The sequence below is a fragment of the Chryseobacterium sp. MP_3.2 genome, assembly GCF_035984805.1.
Classification (GTDB): Bacteria; Bacteroidota; Bacteroidia; order Flavobacteriales; family Weeksellaceae; genus Kaistella.
On the sequence record NZ_JAXCHW010000001.1, the window covers coordinates 330,769 to 349,368 of the forward strand.

Annotated in this window: 18 protein-coding genes; 12 read left to right on the top strand and 6 right to left on the bottom strand. The window is 34.2% G+C overall.

Going from position 1 to position 18,600, the window contains the following annotated elements; genetic code table 11:
• The first annotated feature begins 78 nt into the window (after positions 1-78).
• The gene (locus tag RCH13_RS01540) at positions 79-1,701 is read left to right on the top strand and encodes an NADP-dependent glyceraldehyde-3-phosphate dehydrogenase (protein WP_326985445.1); all 1,623 of its coding nucleotides are present in this window, start codon (positions 79-81) and stop codon (positions 1,699-1,701) included.
• A gap of 68 nt (positions 1,702-1,769) precedes the next feature.
• On the opposite strand, the gene rpe is transcribed toward RCH13_RS01540, so the two are convergent.
• Both rpe and RCH13_RS01550 read right to left on the bottom strand, forming a co-directional pair.
• Positions 1,770-2,420, bottom strand: a complete 651-nt coding sequence (gene rpe / locus RCH13_RS01545; protein WP_326985446.1) for a ribulose-phosphate 3-epimerase — start codon at positions 2,418-2,420, stop codon at positions 1,770-1,772.
• Between the two features lie 23 nt (positions 2,421-2,443).
• The gene (locus tag RCH13_RS01550; RefSeq protein ID WP_326985447.1) at positions 2,444-3,523 is read right to left on the bottom strand and encodes a M28 family peptidase; all 1,080 of its coding nucleotides are present in this window, start codon (positions 3,521-3,523) and stop codon (positions 2,444-2,446) included.
• A gap of 56 nt (positions 3,524-3,579) precedes the next feature.
• Here RCH13_RS01550 and RCH13_RS01555 point away from each other — a divergent pair, with 56 nt between their 5' ends.
• Together RCH13_RS01555 and RCH13_RS01560 are read left to right on the top strand one after the other, a co-directional pair.
• On the top strand, positions 3,580-4,287 hold the full coding sequence (locus RCH13_RS01555; RefSeq protein WP_326985448.1) for a DUF4294 domain-containing protein: 708 nt from the start codon (positions 3,580-3,582) through the stop codon (positions 4,285-4,287).
• A gap of 3 nt (positions 4,288-4,290) precedes the next feature.
• Positions 4,291-5,082 (top strand): S1/P1 nuclease, encoded by a 792-nt coding sequence (locus tag RCH13_RS01560; RefSeq protein ID WP_326985449.1) that lies wholly within the window; start codon positions 4,291-4,293, stop codon positions 5,080-5,082.
• Here the strand turns inward: RCH13_RS01560 and RCH13_RS01565 are convergent.
• Positions 5,077-5,493 (bottom strand): NUDIX hydrolase, encoded by a 417-nt coding sequence (locus tag RCH13_RS01565; protein ID WP_326985450.1) that lies wholly within the window; start codon positions 5,491-5,493, stop codon positions 5,077-5,079. The genes RCH13_RS01560 and RCH13_RS01565 overlap by 6 nt on opposite strands.
• A 57-nt stretch (positions 5,494-5,550) precedes the next feature.
• Positions 5,551-6,225: a tRNA (5-methylaminomethyl-2-thiouridine)(34)-methyltransferase MnmD gene (gene mnmD, locus RCH13_RS01570; protein ID WP_326985451.1), complete on the bottom strand. Its 675-nt coding sequence runs from the start codon at positions 6,223-6,225 to the stop codon at positions 5,551-5,553.
• Between the two features lie 84 nt (positions 6,226-6,309).
• Here mnmD and RCH13_RS01575 point away from each other — a divergent pair, with 84 nt between their 5' ends.
• From RCH13_RS01575 to RCH13_RS01590, 4 genes are all read left to right on the top strand, one after another.
• Positions 6,310-7,383: a branched-chain amino acid aminotransferase gene (locus RCH13_RS01575; RefSeq protein ID WP_326985452.1), complete on the top strand. Its 1,074-nt coding sequence runs from the start codon at positions 6,310-6,312 to the stop codon at positions 7,381-7,383.
• Between the two features lie 73 nt (positions 7,384-7,456).
• The gene (locus tag RCH13_RS01580; RefSeq protein WP_326985453.1) at positions 7,457-7,990 is read left to right on the top strand and encodes an FKBP-type peptidyl-prolyl cis-trans isomerase; all 534 of its coding nucleotides are present in this window, start codon (positions 7,457-7,459) and stop codon (positions 7,988-7,990) included.
• Positions 7,991-8,072: 82 nt separating this feature from the next.
• On the top strand, positions 8,073-9,125 hold the full coding sequence (locus tag RCH13_RS01585; RefSeq protein ID WP_326985960.1) for a peptidylprolyl isomerase: 1,053 nt from the start codon (positions 8,073-8,075) through the stop codon (positions 9,123-9,125).
• A gap of 264 nt (positions 9,126-9,389) precedes the next feature.
• Positions 9,390-10,250, top strand: a complete 861-nt coding sequence (locus RCH13_RS01590; protein WP_326985454.1) for a hypothetical protein — start codon at positions 9,390-9,392, stop codon at positions 10,248-10,250.
• A 252-nt stretch (positions 10,251-10,502) separates the two neighbouring features.
• Here the strand turns inward: RCH13_RS01590 and RCH13_RS01595 are convergent, their stop codons facing one another.
• Positions 10,503-11,348, bottom strand: a complete 846-nt coding sequence (locus tag RCH13_RS01595) for an ion transporter (RefSeq protein ID WP_326985455.1) — start codon at positions 11,346-11,348, stop codon at positions 10,503-10,505.
• Between the two features lie 67 nt (positions 11,349-11,415).
• Here RCH13_RS01595 and RCH13_RS01600 point away from each other — a divergent pair, with 67 nt between their 5' ends.
• Complete coding sequence (locus RCH13_RS01600; RefSeq protein ID WP_326985456.1) at positions 11,416-12,513, top strand: Nif3-like dinuclear metal center hexameric protein; 1,098 nt, start codon at positions 11,416-11,418, stop codon at positions 12,511-12,513.
• Positions 12,514-12,517: 4 nt separating this feature from the next.
• Positions 12,518-13,297 (top strand): zinc ribbon domain-containing protein, encoded by a 780-nt coding sequence (locus RCH13_RS01605; RefSeq protein ID WP_326985457.1) that lies wholly within the window; start codon positions 12,518-12,520, stop codon positions 13,295-13,297.
• A gap of 60 nt (positions 13,298-13,357) precedes the next feature.
• Here the strand turns inward: RCH13_RS01605 and RCH13_RS01610 are convergent, their stop codons facing one another.
• Positions 13,358-14,557 (bottom strand): pyridoxal phosphate-dependent aminotransferase, encoded by a 1,200-nt coding sequence (locus RCH13_RS01610; RefSeq protein ID WP_326985458.1) that lies wholly within the window; start codon positions 14,555-14,557, stop codon positions 13,358-13,360.
• An 85-nt stretch (positions 14,558-14,642) separates the two neighbouring features.
• Between RCH13_RS01610 and rsmG the strand changes: the two genes are divergently transcribed.
• From rsmG to RCH13_RS01625, 3 genes are all read left to right on the top strand, one after another.
• Entirely contained in the window at positions 14,643-15,278 is a 636-nt protein-coding gene (gene rsmG / locus RCH13_RS01615; protein ID WP_326985459.1) for a 16S rRNA (guanine(527)-N(7))-methyltransferase RsmG, read from the top strand.
• A gap of 47 nt (positions 15,279-15,325) precedes the next feature.
• Positions 15,326-15,742 (top strand): hypothetical protein, encoded by a 417-nt coding sequence (locus tag RCH13_RS01620; protein WP_326985460.1) that lies wholly within the window; start codon positions 15,326-15,328, stop codon positions 15,740-15,742.
• A gap of 94 nt (positions 15,743-15,836) precedes the next feature.
• Entirely contained in the window at positions 15,837-18,563 is a 2,727-nt protein-coding gene (locus RCH13_RS01625) for a PD-(D/E)XK nuclease family protein (RefSeq protein ID WP_326985461.1), read from the top strand.
• Positions 18,564-18,600: the final 37 nt, after the last annotated feature.

Below are 18,600 nucleotides of genomic sequence, written 5' to 3' on the forward strand. Positions count from 1 at the left end.
CATAATCATAGGTGAATTGTATAACTTTTTAGATAAAAAATATTGTAATTTCATATTCTAAATTTTATATTTAAAATAATGCAAAACCAAACCACTAATAATCAACTGTTTGAAGCTTTTTCATCGGTCAATTTAAAACAAGTTCCTCATGTTGATCAGGAAGAATATTTGATAGATGGTGAATTTAAACTTTGGAATGGTCCATTTAAAGAAATTGATTCCGCGATTTGTAAATCAAATAGTGAGGGGAAATTAGAAAGGATTTCTCTGGGTAAAATTCCTAAAACGGCTTTGCCAGAAGCTCTTGAATGTTTAGAAAGTTCTGAAAAGGCTTACAATAATGGTTTTGGAGAATGGCCAATGATGTCTGTAGAAAAAAGAATCTTCCACGTTGAAAAATTGGTGGGTGAAATGCTCAATTTGAGAACCGAAGTGGTCAATTTATTAATGTGGGAAATTGGAAAATCTGAAAAAGATTCCGAAAAAGAATTTGACAGAACCATAAAATATATTTACGATACTATAGAATCTTTAAAAAAATTAGAACGAAAATCTTCCACCTTTGTAATTGAAGAAGGCGTAATTGGGCAAATTCGGCGTTCACCTTTGGGTGTTACACTATGTATTGGTCCATATAATTATCCTCTAAATGAAACTTATACCTTGCTGATTCCGGCTTTAATTATGGGTAATGTCGTTTTATTTAAGCCGCCAAAACATGGTTGTTTATTACATTATTCATTATCAAAAGCCATTGAAAAAAGTTTCCCAAAAGGAGTTGTAAATTATTTATATGGAAAAGGAAGTGAGATTATAGAACCGTTAATGAATACAGGTAAAATTAATGTGCTAACCTTAATTGGTTCCAGCAAAGTGGCATCAAATATTAAAAAAGCACATCCGAAAGTTAACCGTTTGCGCGCAATTCTAGGATTAGATGCTAAAAATCCGGCCATCATATTAGAAAATGCAAACCTAGAAAACGCAGTAGACGAATGTATTTTAGGAAGTTTATCTTTTAACGGGCAACGATGTACCGCCTTGAAAATTTTGTTTGTTCATGAAAACATCAAAGATGCATTTTTAAAGAAATTTTGTGAAAAAGTAGATGCTTTGAAATTTGGAATGCCTTGGGACGATAAAGTGCAAATCACGCCTTTGCCAGAAGAAAATAAATTTAAATATCTAAATGATTGCATTTCTGATGCTGAAGGGAAAGGTGCTTTTATTAGGAATGAAAAAGGCGGCGCTCAAAATGGAAGTCTGTTTTTCCCGGCTGTAATGTATCCTGTAAAAGAGGGAATGAAATTATATCGAGAAGAACAATTTGGTCCGATTGTCCCGATTGTATCTTTTACTGAACTGCAGGAACCAATTGATTATATGATCGATTCAAATTACGGACAACAAGTGAGTATTTTTGGAACGGATACGAAAGAAATTTCGCATTTACTTGATGGTTTGGTAAATCAAGTTTCCCGCGTGAATATTAACGTTCAGTGCCAAAGAGGTCCAGACACTTTTCCTTTTACAGGTAGAAAAGATTCTGCAGAAGGAACACTTTCGGTTTATGATGCGCTTCGTTCTTTTTCTATAAGAACCGTAGTCGCCACAAAAGAAACGAAGGAAAACAAGGCCATTATTAATAAAATTGTGACGGAAGACGAATCTAGTTTTCTGTCTACAAAATTTATTTTTTAGATTTAAAATTTTAGTCGCAGTAATTTTTTTTAACTGCGACTGAAATTCCTTACTTTTCTATTTGAGCGTTACATTTTTAAAAGTTCAATCATTTTTTCGGGATCGTCTGAAGAGAAAACAGCATTTCCGGCAACCAATACATCGGCACCAGCCTCAAAAAGTTTTGCAGCATTTTCTAGATTTACACCTCCATCAACTTGAATTAATGCCGTGGAATTGTTAGAAAGAATTAAATCTTTTGTTTCAGCAATTTTTTTAAAGGTATTTTGAATAAATTTTTGTCCTCCGAAACCAGGATTAACACTCATTAAAAGAACAAGATCTACATCTGCAATAATATCTTCTAACATCAAAACAGGTGTAGAAGGATTCAATACAACTCCTGCTTTTGCTCCTTTGTCCTGGATCAAAGTTATGGTGCGATGTAAATGCGTACAAGCTTCATAATGCACAGAAACCAAATCTGCTCCATATTCTATAAATTCTTCCACGTATTTTTCAGGCTCTACAATCATCAAATGGACATCTACAAATTTCTTAGAAGTTTTCTGAACCATTTTCATCACTGGGAATCCAAAAGAAATATTGGGTACAAATCTTCCATCCATTACGTCAACATGCAACCAATCTGCTTGAGAATTATTAAGCATTTCAATATCTCTTTCTAGATTTCCGAAATCAGCTGATAATAGGGAAGGAGCAATTAATTTTGTTTTCATTTTTTAATTCTTAAAATATAAATTTACTTGTGGTATTTTAAATTCATATCTGGTTTTATCTTCAATAATGTTTCATAAATTAATTGAATTACGTTTGACACATCATCTTTTGACACCATTTCTACCGTGGTATGCATATAACGCAAAGGCAAGGAAATTAGCGCTGAAGGAACACCACCATTTGAATGGGCAAAAGCGTCAGTATCAGTTCCCGTGGCGCGACTTGCAGCTGCTCTTTGATAAGGGATTTTTTTCAATTTTGCCGTTTCTACAATTAATTCTCGGATGGTATGATGGACACTGGGCGCGAAAAAAATAACGGGACCATTGCCACATTTTTGGTCACCTTCTTTTTTCTTTTCAATCATCGGTGTGGTGGTATCATGGGTGACATCTGTGACGATGGCGATATTCGGTTTGATGGTATCTGCAATCATATCTGCACCGTACAAACCAACTTCCTCTTGAACAGAATTCGTAATGTAAAGTCCAAATGGTAATTTCTTTTTATTTTCCTTAAGCAATCTGGCAACTTCTGCAATCATAAAACCGCCGATTCTATTATCCAGCGCTCTACAAACAAAATATCGGTCATTTAACTCAAAGAATTCATCTGGATACGTAATCATGGTCCCTACAAAAATACCTAAATCTTCTACTTCCTGCTTCGTTACAGCACCACAATCAATAAAAATGTTTTCCAGTTTTGGAACTGGCTCATCAGAATTAACACCACGGGTATGAATTGCGGGCCAACCAAAAACACCTTTCACTACTCCTTTTTCACCATGAATATGAACTACTTTTGAAGGGGCAATCATTTGATCGGAACCTCCATTTCTGATGACGTAAATTAAACCCTCATCGGTAATATAATTTACGTACCAAGAAATTTCATCTGCATGAGCTTCTATGACGACTTTAAAATCTGCTTCTGGGTTAATAATTCCATAACATGTTCCATAATGATCAAAACGCACCTCGTCTGTAAATTCTTTCACATAATTCATCCAAACTTCTTGTCCTGCTCTTTCGTAACCAGTTGGAGAGGCTGTGTTTAGATATTCTTTTAGAAATTTTAAAGATTTATTTGAATATTTCATATAAATAGGAATGAATTTTGATAAATTATAATTTGATTTTTTATGAAGTAAAAGTAATGAATTTTAACAAACTTGTCTTTGTTTTTCTAATGTTTTCGGCACTTTCAGTTGATGCACAAAAAGACACCCTACTTATCGCAAAGCCAATTAGTCAGTATCCGGCAGAAATGCTAAAAACCGACGAACTTGGAAATAAGTATTATTATGACGCGAGTCAGAAAGCAAAAATCTACGAAATAAATGGGGAAAATGTCATTGTCATGGATGAACTGATTTTGCTTAACAAACCGCGATTTAATAATCAACTCGATCAGAATTATTATTATTTTCTGAACAAAAAGCTCAACCGAGTTTATCCTTTATTCTTAACCGCTTTGGATCAATATCAAGACATTGAAGAAGAAATGTCTGAACTCAATCGAAATGATCAGCGCAAGTATGTAAATTCCAGACAAACCCTTTTAGCGGACCAGTATGAAAAGCAAATGCGTGATTTAACTACTACTGAAGGACGTATCTTTGCAAAATTAATGAACCGCGCTACCGGAAAAACAGTCTTTGATATTATCAAAGATCTTCGTGGCGGTTGGAGTGCTTTCTGGTGGAATATGAAAGGAAATATTGCAGACGTAGATATAAAAGAGCCTTACAATCCACATAAAAATCGGAGTGATGAATTTTTAGAATCGCTTTTGCAAAGCAATTGGAACGCGGGATATTTTACACCTTACACTGGATATAAAAACTTTAAAATCAAAAAATAGTAGATGAACAAATTAGTAAAGAACGCCGCCATTGTAGTGGCATTATTGGCCTTTAATTTCGGTTATTCTTGGGGAACTACAGGACATCGGGTAATTGCGGAAATTGCACAAAATCATCTAACAAACAAAGCTCAAAGAAATCTAGAAAAAATTATTGGAGATCAAAAATTGGCTTATTGGGCAAACTGGCCAGATTTTATTAAGTCTGATAAAACTGGTGTTTGGAAACAAACGGACGTTTGGCATTATGTAAATGTTTCTCCGAAAGCAGATTTAAATACATTCACTACTGAACTTACCGCACAGAAATCACCAAATATCTATACTCAAATAAAAATTCTTTCTGCGCAAATCAAAGATAAAAACACTCCGGCAAATGATAGAGAAATTGCTTTACGCTTTTTAATTCACCTGATGGGAGATGCTGCACAGCCAATGCATTTGGGTAGAGCTGAAGATTTGGGAGGCAACAGGGTAAAGCTTAAATTCTTTGGAGAAGAAACCAATTTGCATTCTTTATGGGATACTAAAATCGTAGATTTTCAAAAATACAGCTACACGGAATTTGCTAGAGTTTTAGATGTAAAATCAAAGGAGGAAGTTGCAAATATTCAAAAAGGAACTTTGGAAGAATGGCTGTATGATAGTCATCAATCTGCAAATAAAATTTATGCTACCTCAACTCCAGATACCAATTACTCCTACGATTATAATTATCAGTATGCATCTTTGTTAGAAAGACAACTGCTTTATGGCGGTTTAAGATTGGCGAAAGTATTGAATGAGATTTTATAGCATACTTTCTTTCAACAAATTAAAAACAATTTGATCAACGGGCAGCGGAAATGGATTATCTAACCGATCTAGAGAAATCCACTCCGCTTTTTCGATACATGGATCCCGAATAATCATTTCATTTACATCAACAATTTCTACCAAATAGTAGATGGTCAGTAATTGTTCATTGTCTCTGAATCTGGAAACTAAAAAATCTTCTTGTGTGTAAAAATGACCTAAAACTTTTATTTGAACATTAAGCTCTTCATCAAATTCTCGTTTTAAGCATTCCAAAGTTCCTTCTCCATATTCTAAACCACCACCTGGAAATTTCATTAACTGAGTCCCTGCATATTCCTCATGCAACACTAAAACTTGATTATCTTTTATTGCCGTTGCGTAAACGCGAACATTCATTTTATCAACCATGAATTTTCTTTATAGTTAGAAACAAAGCTATTAAATTTTCTGTGATTTTATTGCAGACTATTGTTTTGTAGCATTGATCATCTCTCGTTTTCCCGGAGGACCTTGTTTTTTCTCTACTAAGAAATTAAGATTTTGTAGAACCCTACGGAAACTTCCTTTGGAGGAGTAGGTGGTGAGCAACCCTCCTTTCTGCATTTTAGAGTTAACAATCTCCATTAAAGAATGTTCCCATAAGTCTGGCTGCACTCTGGCGCCAAAACAATCAAAATAGACCAAGTTTATCGGGAAAATTTCTATATTTTCTAAATCAAAGAAATCAGCTTCATATTTAGTAAGGTAAAAATTCGGTAGAATTTCCACTCGCTTTCCCCATTCACAATGATGAATTTTCGTATAGATTTCATTACTGTTTGGAAAGTTTATAAATTTAGAATGATTCAATTCTTCAATTTCTTTACTCGTTATCGGATATTTTTCTACAGTAAAAAAATTGACGATATGATTTTTGTCAGTTTTTAAATATTCATTAATTGTAACTAAAACGTTAAGACCTGTTCCAAAACCGAGTTCTAAAATATTAATCTCACAATCATATATCAGTTTAAATCCATTATCAATAAATACATGAACTGCTTCTTGGACGGCTCCATGTTGAGAATGGTAATTTTCATTTAAGTCCTTAATAAATAGCGTTTTACTACCATCAGAAGTTGTTCTAATTTCCCTTTGCATCCGATTTTTTTGTAAAAATAATTTAAAATTTTGATATTTGAAAAATTATATTAAATTTGTAGAACATCTATAAAAATTTTTAATATGATAATTCAGAAATCTACAAATCCGAGAATATCAACCTTTGATCCTACCAACTTTTCTTTTGGTAATACCTTTATAGACCACATGGTAATTTGTGAATATGAAGACGGTAAATGGGGAGATGTTAAGGTTGTTCCTTATGGTCCACTTCCTTTTTCCCCTGCAATGATGGCTGTAAATTATGGTCAAGCTTGTTTTGAGGGAATGAAGGCGTACAAAGATAAAGATGGAGACGTATTCCTCTTCCGTCCCGAGAAAAATTTTGCGCGTATCAATAAATCTTCTACAAGATTGGCAATGCCAGAAGTAACTGAAGAAATATTTTTAGAAGGTTTAAAAGCGTTGGTGAATTTAGACCGTGATTGGATTCCTCATGGAGAAGGTCTTTCCTTATATATTCGACCTTTAGTTTTCGCCACAGAAGAAGCTTTGAAAGCAAGAATTGCGAATAAATATATGTTTGCAATAGTGGCAACTCCGGCGAAGAGTTATTATTCAGAACCGGTTGCTGTTAAAATTTCTGATTATTATTCTCGTGCTGCAAATGGCGGAGTAGGATTTGCAAAAGCTGCCGGTAACTATGCAGCCGCATTTTACCCTACCCAAATGGCAATGGAAGAAGGCTACGAGCAAATTATCTGGACAGATGATTCTACTCATGAATTTTTTGAGGAAAGTGGAACAATGAATGTTTTCGTTAGGATTAATGACACCATTTACACCCCACCTACTTCGGAAAAAATACTAGACGGAATCACAAGAGATAGCTTTATTCAATTGGCAGAAAGACGCGGAATTGAAGTTAAAGTAGAACCTGTTTCCGTAAAAGCTGTAGTTGAAGCGCAAAGAAATGGCACGCTAAAAGAAGTTTGGGGAGTGGGAACTGCTGTGGTTACTACCGTTTTTAAAGCTTTAGGATACAAAGGTGAAAAATTAAACTTACCGATTTTAAGTTTGGAAGAAAGCTTCGCTTTATCTCTTCAAAAGGACTTGGTTGATATCCAAACTAATAATGCAGAAGACACTTTTGGATGGAGAGTATTAGTAGAAAAAAAGGTATTGGAATCAGCATAACGATTCATAATCATTAAAATAATGAACCGGGAATGTTATTTCCCGGTTTTTTGATTTTAAAATGTAAAGTGAAATGCTTAATTTCGCAGAAGTTTTTATGAAAAGGTTAATTATTATTTCTTCCATGTGTCTGGTTGCGTGTGCCCAGAAAACCCAGAGTCATCCTCCTGTAGGTGGATTTCTTAGTGAAAAAGATTTAAACACTTCCAAAAACAGAGCTAAAAATCTTAACGATACAGAAAGGATACAAATTCAGGATTGGATTGCTAATCAAGATGAGCCATTTTTTCCAATGAGTTTGAATTATTGGGTTAATTTGAGCGATTTACAGAACCATCCAAAGCGCCCAGATAATTCGCTTATCTCCTATGAATATAATTTGTATGACTTTGATGGAGTTAAATTATACGATGCTCCTAACAAAAATATAAATGTTCAGTTTGGTAAGTTTAAAGAATTAAAAGCCGTAGAAGATGCGTTAAGGTATTTGCCAGAACAGAAAGAAGCAACTTTGTTGGTTCCCTCAGTTTTAGGCTTTGGAACTTACGGAGACAATGACAGAATTCCTAATGACATGCCACTCATAATTAAAATAAAAGTACTCTAAAATATAATTAATGATCGCCAAGAAAATTTTAATCGCAATAGCAGCAATTTCGCTCACAAGTTGCACCCCAATCTATAAAAAAATGAATGTAGACAAAGAAACTTACGAAGGCCTTAAAGAAGGTCTTTACGCCAATTTCCAAACTTCAAAAGGAAATATGATCGTAAAATTAGAAGACAAAAAATCTCCAATTACTGTAGCAAATTTCGCGGGACTTGCAGAAGGAACAATCGATAATAAGGCGAAAGCGAAAGGAGTTCCTTTTTATGACGGAACTATTTTTCACCGTGTGATCAAAGATTTTATGATTCAAGGTGGTGATCCACAAGGAACAGGTATGGGTGATCCAGGTTACAAATTCGATGATGAAAAAAATGACCTTCAGCACGCCGGAAAAGGAATTTTGTCTATGGCGAATTCTGGTCCTAATACTAATGGTTCTCAGTTTTTCATTACAGAAATTGCGACACCATGGTTAGATGGAAAACACACCATTTTCGGAGAAGTTGTAAAAGGTGAAAATGTAATTGATGATATTGCAAACGCAGAAAAAGGACCTCAAGACAAGCCGAAAACGGATATCGTTTTAGAGAAAGTTTCTATTTTTGGTAAAGGAGACGAATACAAAAAGTACGATGCCGCCAAATTATTTGCAGAAGGAAAAGGTAAAATAAAAGACAGCAATAAAGCAATCTTAACTAAAATTGAAGCTGATAAAAAGCAAAAAGAAGAAGACTTTGCGAAAAATCAAGAAAAGATGGCGATAGATATGAAGGCAGGAATGCAGTCTACGCCGTCTGGTTTATACTATAAAATTACTAAAAAGACGGAGGGAGTTGCTCCAAAAGCAGGTGATCAAGTTTCCGTACATTATGCAGGTAAATTAATTGATGGAACTGAATTCGACTCCTCTTTTAAAAGAAATCAACCAATAGAAATTGGAATTGGCATGGGTCAGGTAATTAAAGGTTGGGATGAAGGAATTATGTTATTAAAAGAAGGTGAAACCGCTACTTTATTAATTCCAAGTGATATGGGTTATGGTGCATCTGGCGCAGGTGGTGTTATTCCACCAAATGCGTGGCTAATTTTCGATGTAGAATTAGTAAAAGTTAATGCTGTCTCCACTAAATAAAAGAGAAAAATTTCATTTTAGTATAAGGACACTTCAAAATATTGGAGTGTCTTTTTTTTTTTGAAAAAAAATAAATAAATACATTTAATTTTTTCTTTTTTAAAAACGTAGTATGCAAGGGAAATCTGCTAGTTTATAGGTAATTACCGAAGAAAAAACTAATTTTCTATCATAATTAATATTAGGTTAATTAAATTGGGTGTTTTCACTGATTATAGTTTAAAGGTTTTAGTCTTAACTTAGTTGAACAAAAAACACTCTAAGATGAAAAACAATTTTACCTTCGGAATCTTTTTATTAATATTTGGATTTCTAAATGCGCAAGTTGGTATTAATACATCAACTCCAAATGGTGCAACCGTTTTAGATATAAACTCTAATGCGAAAGGAATGTTAATCCCTCGGTTAACGACGAGCGAGAGAAATACCAGTTTAGCAGACAATGATCCTCTTACAAGTTTTCCGGCACCTGGCAACAATGCCGCGCTTACCGCTGGAACTCTTATTTTCAACACTACAGAAAACAGATTTGAATTTTGGGATGCAGTAGTTTGGAGACAACTTTTCGTGGCTACTTCCTCCGTTGCTGGTAATGATGGCGTAATTAAAATTAATTCTGGTGCAGGAGGTGTAAAACCGACCTATTCCTTATCTGCAAGCGGAAATGGTTATGGACCGCGGCAGCTAATTTTGTATACTACACCTTTAATTTTTGCACCAAGTCCAACCTCAAGCTGGCCCGAAACCACAGTTCCTTTTCCTGGAATTACGACTAATATTTATCAGGGCAGTACTGCTGTAAATCAAAGATGGATAGAAAACATCGTCCCCGGCCAAGTTCACATTTGGAGATTAATTGCGACTGTAACGTCGGGTTCTAGTTCTTCGGGTTCACTTAGAGCTACTTTTCTAAACCCAGATTCAGGCTTTAGTGTATCATCCGTTTCATTACTACCAAGTGGCTCAACTGAAGTTGGTGGTAATAATTTAACTTTTTATTTCTACACGATTGGGGATCCAGAAAGTCTTGCTCCCGGACGTGGCTATCAAATGTTTCTTGAAACAAATCAAAATGTTAGTGTAATTATTGATTCCTTTACTAGAGTTTCACTATTTAAAGATTAAATAAATGAACTAGTAAAATTTTATTCTTACAAAAATGACACACTCAAATTGTACTAAAAATCCTACATAATTATATGTAGGACGAAAATTATAATATGCAATGCATATTTACCTGAAAATTATTAAAAAAAAAGGTGTTTATACCCGAAATTAGAAGTTATAATAGTATTAAATTTGTCCCAGAAAGAAGAAAAGGAAACTAGTTCGAAAATTCACATTCCAAACACAAATGATGACGAATTGAAAGATGCATTACAATGCATCTTTTTTTTGTACTACCTTTTCGCCACAAATTTTGCAGAACCTTGCATTGTCATCAATATCATCATTTCCACATCGGTCGCATTCTTTCTCCAAATTCTGTCTTTTATTGCGCATTTCCGCTGTCACAATTCCTGTTGGAACTGCAATGATGGAATAACCAGCAAGCATGAGTAAAACAGATAAGAATTTTCCAAGTGGTGTTCCGGGAGAAACGTCTCCATATCCCACCGTAGTAACGGTAACTACTGCCCAATAGATGCTTTGTGGAATACTTTCAAAACCTTCTCTGTGACCTTCTACCATAAACATCATTGAACCTACAATCACAGAAAATATCATCAAAAATAAGAGGAAAATGTAAATCTTTCTAGAGCTGTGTTTCAAGGCTCGAATAAGCACATTTCCATCATTCATAAAATCTAGCAGATTTAACACTCGGAAAATCCGAAGCATTCTAAGCATCCTCAGAATAAGGAAATATTTGGTGATCGGAAAAAATAAACTCAGATAAAAGGGTAGAATTGATAATAAATCAATAATTCCAAAAAAACTTAAGACATAGGCTTTTTTATTTCTAATCGTGATGATACGCAAAGCATATTCAATGCTGAAAAAAGCCGTAATAATAATTTCTAAGATGATAAAAATGTGGTGCAGTTTCGCGTCATAAACATCGACACTCTCCATCATAATAATAAAAGTACTCAGGAGAATCAGGGCAAGAAGGGTAACATCAAATAATCTTCCGAGCTTGGTGTCAGATTTAAAGATAATTCTAAAAAGTTGGCGCTTCCATTTTGTCCTTTCGGGGATAAAATCGTGTTCTTTTTCCATAGGGTAAATTGAAATTGAAAACTAAATGTAAAGAAATTAATCCTTATTTTCGTCACAAACTTAAGCAATGACTATCAAAGAGGCAATTTTTAAATTCGAAAAAAGAATTCCGATTCAGCAAGCGGAAGATTATGACAATGTGGGATTACTATGTGGCGATGCAAATCGTGAAGTTTCTGGCTTTTTGGTTTGCCATGATGCCTTAGAAATTGTGATTGATGAAGCTATTGCAAATAATTTAAATCTTATCATCACCTTTCATCCCATTATATTTTCAGGACTGAAATCGATCACTGGAAAAAATTATGTTGAACGAGCAGTGATGAAAGCGTTGGAAAATAAAATTGCAATCTATGCGATTCACACTGCAATGGACAACGATTTTTTTGGGGTGAATTACAAAATTTGCGAAAAATTAGGACTACAGAATCAAAAAATTCTGATGCCCAAGAAAAATAACATATCAAGATTAGAAGTCTATGTACCTGCTCAATATGCTAATCAAGTTAAAGAAGCACTTTTTGCAGCTGGAGCAGGAAATATCGGCTTTTATAATGAATGCAGTTTTACCAGTTCTGGGCGTGGAACTTTTAGACCTTTAGATGGTTCCAATCCATTTAGCGGCTCTAAAAATGTGAGAGAAAATACCGAAGAAGAAGTGATTTCTATCATTTTCGAGACGTACAAAAAGAACAAAATCCTTTTCGCCATGAAAAATGCACATCCTTATGAAGAAGTTGCACATCAAATATTTTCCTTAGAAAATGAGAATCATCATAGCGGTTTAGGCCGATTCGGAGAATTAGAAGAAGCGATTCCAGAAGAAGATTTTTTGCGTTTGGTTCAAAAGAAATTTGATTTGAAAATCATCAGACATTCTGATTTTCAAAACAATAAAATTAAGCGAGTAGGGGTTTTGGGTGGCAGCGGTGCAAGCGGAATTTCTGCAGCAAAAGCAAATAAGTGTGATGCCTATTTAACAGGAGATTTAAAATACCATGATTTCTTTCAGAATGAAGGTCAAATTTTGATTTGTGATATCGGTCATTTTGAATCAGAACAATTTGTAAGTCAACAATTAATTGAGCTATTATCGGAAATTTTTCCTAAATTTGCAGTCTCAAAATCTGTTGAGAAAACCAATCCTGTAAATTATTTTTTATAAAAATATGGCTAAGAAAATTGTAGAAATCTCTGTAGAAGAAAAATTAAGAGCTCTTTATGACTTGCAAATTATCGACTCTAGATTAGACGAAATCCGTAATACGAGAGGTGAATTGCCAATCGAAGTAGAAGATTTAGAAAGTGAAATTGAAGGTCTTGAAAAAAGAGCAGAGAAATTTGAAAACGAAATCAAAGATCAAAACGACGAAATCAACAATAAAAATGAGATTATCAATCATGCTACAACTTTGATTGACAAATATAAAACTCAGCAAGATACTGTTAGAAATAACAAAGAATTTGAAGCCCTTGGAAAAGAAATTGAATTCCAGGAACTAGAAATTCAATTAGCAGACAAAAGAATTAAAGAATTCGGGTCCAAGATTGATCATAAAAATGAAACATTTGGTGATTTAAAAACCAAAATTGTAGAATTGAAAAACCACCTTAAATTTAAAAAAGAGGAGTTAGAAAATTTAGTTTCAGAAACGCAGAAAGAAGAAGATTACCTGATCGAAAGATCACAGGAATTTTCTAAGAAAATAGACGAAAGATTGCTAGGGTCTTATCAAAGAATCCGTACCAATTCTCCAACAGGTCTTGCCGTAGTAGGTCTGGAAAGAGGAGCTCCAAAAGGATCTTTCTTTACAATTCCACCACAAAAACAGATGGAAATTGCACAGCGGAAGAAAATTATTATTGATGAGCACAGTGGAAAAATCTTAGTTGATGACGATTTGGTGAATGAAGAAAATGAAAGGATGGTTGATATTATTAAATTCTAGTCCATCTAAAAATAGAAAATCCGGTTCAATAATTTGAACCGGACTTTTTTTGGTTTTTATTTAAGAAAAAGTCGCATTTTCCAAACAGGTTTTAATTCTTTGCATGGCTTCTTTTAATTCTTCTTCAGAAGCTGCATATGAAAATCTTATACAATTTGAGTTGCCAAAAGAGACACCACCCACAGTTCCTACATGTGCTTCATCCAAGAGAAACATAGAAAAATCATCAGCATCTTCAACTAATTTTCCATTGATGTTTTTTCCAAAATAAGAAGAAACATCTGGGAAAAAATAAAACGCAGATTCGGGAAAATTAACATTGAAACCTGGAATAGCTTTCATCAGATTGTAAACCAATTCCCGTCTTTTTCGAAACTCCTCTATCATATATTGATATTCGCTGTAAGGAGTTTTTAAGGCAGTAACAGATGCTTTCTGCGCCATTGAATTTGCCCCGCTTGTCATTTGTCCCTGAATTTTTTCGCACGCTGTTGCTAACCAAGTCGGGCACGCCGAATATCCAATTCTCCACCCCGTCATAGCGAATGCTTTAGACATTCCATTGATAACGGCTGTCTGCTCATAAACCTGCGGAAATTCTGCAATAGAAGTGTGTTTACCATCATAATTAATATACTCATAAATCTCATCAGAAATAATGGTGATGTGCGGATATTTCGCCACCACATTTGCAATGGTTTCTAATTCTTCATAGGTGTAAAAACTGCCAGAAGGATTGCAGGGTGAGCTGTATAAAATAGCTTTCGTTTTTGGCGTAATTGCTCTCTCCAGTTGAGCTGCCGTCATTTTAAAATTACTTTCAATAGACGTTTCAATAAAAGTAGGTGTACCGTCCACCATTTTTACCATCTCCACATAACTCACCCAATAGGGCGCTGGCAAAATCACTTCATCATCTTTACCAATGATAGAAGCTAAAACATTTAAAATCGATTGTTTTGCCCCATTCGAAACACAAATCTGCGATGCTTGGTAGGATAAATTGTTATCTCGGCTTAATTTTTCGCAGATGGCTTCTCTTAAATCCAAAAATCCAGGTACGGGCGAATAATGACTGAAATTATTATTGATGGCGTCAAAAGCAGCTTCTTTAATGTTTTTTGGAACATCAAAATCGGGTTCTCCCAATGTCAGACTGATCACATCAATTCCCTTTGATTTCATTTCTCGGACCTTGTTGCTCATTACAAAAGTCTGCGAAAAACTCATTCTATTCAGCCTTTCTGAAAATTTTTCCATAGTTATTTTTAAGTAAATCAAAGATAAATTTTTTATCCAAAGTTCTAAACTTGTTTTTATAAATTTGCAGAAATTAAATGTAAAGATGTCTGTTAAACTGATTGAAAAATATTTTCCCAACTTAACTCCTGAACAAAAACTCCAGTTTACGCATTTGGAAGAACTTTACAAGGAGTGGAATGAGAAAATAAATGTAATTTCCAGAAAAGATTTGGATTCTTTGTATGAAAAGCATGTGCTTCATTCTTTGGGTATTGCTAAAATCATGGAATTTGCACCACAAACAAAAGTTCTGGATATCGGGACCGGTGGTGGTTTTCCAGGAATTCCTTTGGCTATTCTTTTTCCAGAAGTTCATTTTACATTAGTTGATTCCATCGGGAAAAAAATTACGGTAGTGAAAGAAGTTTCTGCTGCACTTGGGTTAAAAAACGTAGTAGCAATCCACGCCAGAGCGGAAGATGTGAGAGAGAAATTTCATTTTGTAGTCAGTAGAGCTGTTACTCAAATGCCCGTTTTTCTTCGTTGGTTGCGAGGTAAATTTGAAAAAGAACAATTTAACACCAAACATAACGGCGTTCTTTACCTTAAAGGTGGCGATTTGGAAGAAGAACTTTCCGGCCTAAAAGCGGAAATTTATCCTTTGGGAAAATATTTCGAAAATGAATTTTTTGAAACCAAAAAGGTGGTATATTTATCTAAGGGAAATTTCAGTTCCTAACAACCAGATCCAATACTCTCTTTTCTCTAATTTTTAAAGCATTTGTCATGAAACATTTTCTAAAATTATTCTTATCCATACTTTTATTTTCCTTTTTTACAAGCTGCAATGACCGTTTAGAAGGAGATGCAATTGAAAGCATTAACGCAGTAAAAATTGACAGTATTAAAATTGTAAACAGCATTATGGATGTTTATACCACGCAAACCATTAAAACCTATTCAAACTACGCGCAAACTTGCGAAGGATTTTATGGATATGATTATTTGCACACCGATCAATTTGAAAGAGAAGTATTTTCTTACAAATTTAAAACTGAAAACACCTGTGGCGACGAGCAAGTAAGAGCATCTCAAATTAATTTCCGTCCACAGGAACCGGGGATTTACACTTTTAAATTTTGGACAGGGAAAGATGCAACTGGAGAAAACACTTATCTTGAAGAGCAAATAGAAGTGAACTAACGATATTATTTTATCATCAAAACAAGCATCAAGAAGATTATTTTCCTGATGCTTTTTTATTATATTTTCCCTACTTTTCCTTTTTATATTGCTTATGAAATTTTTAACTAAAATAATGACCGAGTTGCTGGACCAAAATTCAGATTTATCGGGATTCAACATTGTACTTCCGGGAAAACGACCTATTGTTTTCATCAAGCAAATTTTAAAGGAAAAGCAATATTCGGGTTTTCTACCTAATTTTTTCACCATTGAAGATTTGATTAAAGACCTTTCTGGCAAACAAAATTTACAAGGAATTGCGCTCTGGCTTTTTGCTTTTGAAATATATTCTGAATTGCAACCCGCGGAAGATTTCGCAAATTTTCTCAAATGGTTTCCAACGGTATTAAAAGATTGGGATGATATTTTAAAATTTTCCGAAAGTGATCAAGCTGTCTTAGATTACATGTACAGCGAAGAACGGATTAAAAATTGGGCCGAAGAATTAGGCGATGAGGAAGATTCTGCAAGAAAGAAGACCCTAAACTTTTGGCAAAAAATGAGTGTTTTCTTACCACTTTTAAAGCCGAAATTGACGGATAAAAATTGGGCGACTTCGGGTATGATTCATGAGTCCGCGAAGAATAGCATTGAAGATTTTGCTATCAACACAGAACAAAAATATATCTTTTGTGGCTTCAATGCCTTCACACCCGTAGAAGAGAAGCTCGTGAAAAATCTTTTGCAATGGGACAAAGCACAATGCTTTTTCCAAGCTGATGATTATTACATTAATGATGAGCGACAAGAAGCCGGAAAGTTTATTAGGGAACATAAGAAGTGGAAAGAATTTAATGACAGTCGAAAATTCAATTGGATTGAAAATGATTTCGCTCAACCAAAAAATATCAAGGTTTATGAAGTTTCTGGGAATATCACCCAGACCAAAGTTTTACCTGAAATTTTTGATTCCATAACTGATAAAAATCTATCTGCGACTGCGGTTGTTTTGCTGGATGAAAATCTTCTCGCCGCTAGTTTAGACGCTTTAAGTTCAGTAGAATATTTGAACATCACCATGGGATTTCCGCTGAAAAATTTAGGATTTAGTAATGCGATGAAAAAGCTTTTCTATGTGCAGAAACAATTAGAAAAAAGTGATTCAAGCTATTATTACAATGATGTGCTAAGTGTTTTAGAAGAACTTCCAAATGGCGATGAAGATCGGGAAATCATTACCAAATTTAAAGCTCAAATTGAAGAAAGGAATATGGTATATATTTCTAAAAAACAATTGAGAATGTTTTTGGGAGATTTATCTTATTTGCAACTTTTTGAAAAGCCAGCTTCTGTAAAAGAATTTTTAGAATTGCTTATTCAATTTTGCAAAGAATTAAAATTTAGAGACTTAGATGGTATTCTTTATGAAAACATTTCCTACTTCGAGAAGAGTTTTACGGTAATTCAAAATCAGATATCGCCATATTCTTTTGCAATAAAAATGGAGACGCTGGAAGTGTTGATTAATCAATTGGTGAATTCCGAAAATATCGATTTTCAAGGTGAACCACTGCAAGGCTTGCAAGTAATGGGTTTACTGGAAACCAGATTATTAAACTTTGAAAATATTATCCTACTTTCCACCAATGAGGGAAAATTGCCACTTGGTAATTCCCAAAACACCTACTTGCCTTTTAATATTCGAAAGCATTTCAACTTGCATACTTTTTTAGAAAACGACAGTATTTATGCGTATCACTTTTACCGACTACTTCAAGATTCTCAAAATGTGCATCTGTTATTTAACGCACTAAGTTCTGGCGTCAATACCGGGGAAAAAAGCCGTTTTATCACGCAACTTGAAATTGAAGATAGAAATCATGATCTTGAAAATATTGTAATAGAAAATTCATCGGATCCTATTCAGGAAGAATTAATTGAGATTAAAAAGACTCCTTCAGTTGTAGCAAAATTAGAAGACTGGAAAAAGCGCGTTTCTGCTTCCCATTTGACCTCTTACCTTTATAATCCGATCGATTTTTATCTGGGGAAAATTTTGAATACAAGAGAAACAGGTGAAATCGAAGAGGAACTTTCTCAAAGAAGTTATGGTAACTTAGTGCATTATGCATTGCAAAAAATCTACGAAAAATTAATTGGTAAACCGCTTTCCATTAAAGATTTAACACTTTTACAGGAAGTGATCATTGAAGCTGTCAATTTTGCAATCGAAAAATTAAATCATGAAATTTCTTACTACGATCGTGGCATGAACTACATTCACAAATCCATAGCGGAACGGGTAGTGAGAAGTGTAGTTGACTTTGATTTAAAGCTCTTACAAGACGGAAATTCTCTGGAAATAATTAGCGTTGAAGGCAAGTTTGAAAATATAGAATTTTATCTGGATGAAGGCAAATCTGATTCAATCTCCTTTTATGGTTTCATTGACCGCATTGACCGCCTCAACGGCAATCTAAGAATTATCGATTTTAAAACTGCCAAAACGAAAAACTTGACCATCAATGCTCCAAAAAAAGTAGAAGATGAAGAAAAACTGGAGCAATTATTTTTCAATGATGATCGAAAACAAGCCATGCAACTTTCTATTTATGCTTATTCTGTCCTGAATCAAAAGGTATTTCCAGACAATTTTGTACAATGTGGAATTTGGAGTTTTGCCGAAGTTAATGAAGGAGTGCAGCAGTTAGAAATTTTTGGATCAGATGAAATATCTCTTTCGCAATTAGCAAAGCCGATGGCTTCTGTAAAAAATCTCATTGTAGAAATACTGAATCCAGAAATTGATTTTACGGAAAAAGTACAATCAAATTGGTAAGGAAGAATTCGTAAAAAATCCGCAAAGAAAAAGCCTT

What these genes read in the sequence shown, in the direction of transcription:
- RCH13_RS01620 (WP_326985460.1), top strand. Translation starts at nt 15,326, where the DNA reads ATGAAACATTTTCTAAAATTATTCTTATCCATACTTTTATTTTCCTTT.
- RCH13_RS01540 (WP_326985445.1), top strand. Translation starts at nt 79, where the DNA reads ATGCAAAACCAAACCACTAATAATCAACTGTTTGAAGCTTTTTCATCG.
- rsmG (WP_326985459.1), top strand. Translation starts at nt 14,643, where the DNA reads ATGTCTGTTAAACTGATTGAAAAATATTTTCCCAACTTAACTCCTGAA.
- RCH13_RS01605 (WP_326985457.1), top strand. Translation starts at nt 12,518, where the DNA reads ATGGCTAAGAAAATTGTAGAAATCTCTGTAGAAGAAAAATTAAGAGCT.
- RCH13_RS01590 (WP_326985454.1), top strand. Translation starts at nt 9,390, where the DNA reads ATGAAAAACAATTTTACCTTCGGAATCTTTTTATTAATATTTGGATTT.
- RCH13_RS01565 (WP_326985450.1), bottom strand. Translation starts at nt 5,493, where the DNA reads ATGGTTGATAAAATGAATGTTCGCGTTTACGCAACGGCAATAAAAGAT.
- RCH13_RS01610 (WP_326985458.1), bottom strand. Translation starts at nt 14,557, where the DNA reads ATGGAAAAATTTTCAGAAAGGCTGAATAGAATGAGTTTTTCGCAGACT.
- RCH13_RS01575 (WP_326985452.1), top strand. Translation starts at nt 6,310, where the DNA reads ATGATAATTCAGAAATCTACAAATCCGAGAATATCAACCTTTGATCCT.
- RCH13_RS01555 (WP_326985448.1), top strand. Translation starts at nt 3,580, where the DNA reads ATGAATTTTAACAAACTTGTCTTTGTTTTTCTAATGTTTTCGGCACTT.
- RCH13_RS01580 (WP_326985453.1), top strand. Translation starts at nt 7,457, where the DNA reads ATGCTTAATTTCGCAGAAGTTTTTATGAAAAGGTTAATTATTATTTCT.
- RCH13_RS01600 (WP_326985456.1), top strand. Translation starts at nt 11,416, where the DNA reads ATGACTATCAAAGAGGCAATTTTTAAATTCGAAAAAAGAATTCCGATT.
- RCH13_RS01550 (WP_326985447.1), bottom strand. Translation starts at nt 3,523, where the DNA reads ATGAAATATTCAAATAAATCTTTAAAATTTCTAAAAGAATATCTAAAC.
- rpe (WP_326985446.1), bottom strand. Translation starts at nt 2,420, where the DNA reads ATGAAAACAAAATTAATTGCTCCTTCCCTATTATCAGCTGATTTCGGA.
- RCH13_RS01625 (WP_326985461.1), top strand. Translation starts at nt 15,837, where the DNA reads ATGAAATTTTTAACTAAAATAATGACCGAGTTGCTGGACCAAAATTCA.
- mnmD (WP_326985451.1), bottom strand. Translation starts at nt 6,225, where the DNA reads ATGCAAAGGGAAATTAGAACAACTTCTGATGGTAGTAAAACGCTATTT.
- RCH13_RS01595 (WP_326985455.1), bottom strand. Translation starts at nt 11,348, where the DNA reads ATGGAAAAAGAACACGATTTTATCCCCGAAAGGACAAAATGGAAGCGC.
- RCH13_RS01585 (WP_326985960.1), top strand. Translation starts at nt 8,073, where the DNA reads ATGAATGTAGACAAAGAAACTTACGAAGGCCTTAAAGAAGGTCTTTAC.
- RCH13_RS01560 (WP_326985449.1), top strand. Translation starts at nt 4,291, where the DNA reads ATGAACAAATTAGTAAAGAACGCCGCCATTGTAGTGGCATTATTGGCC.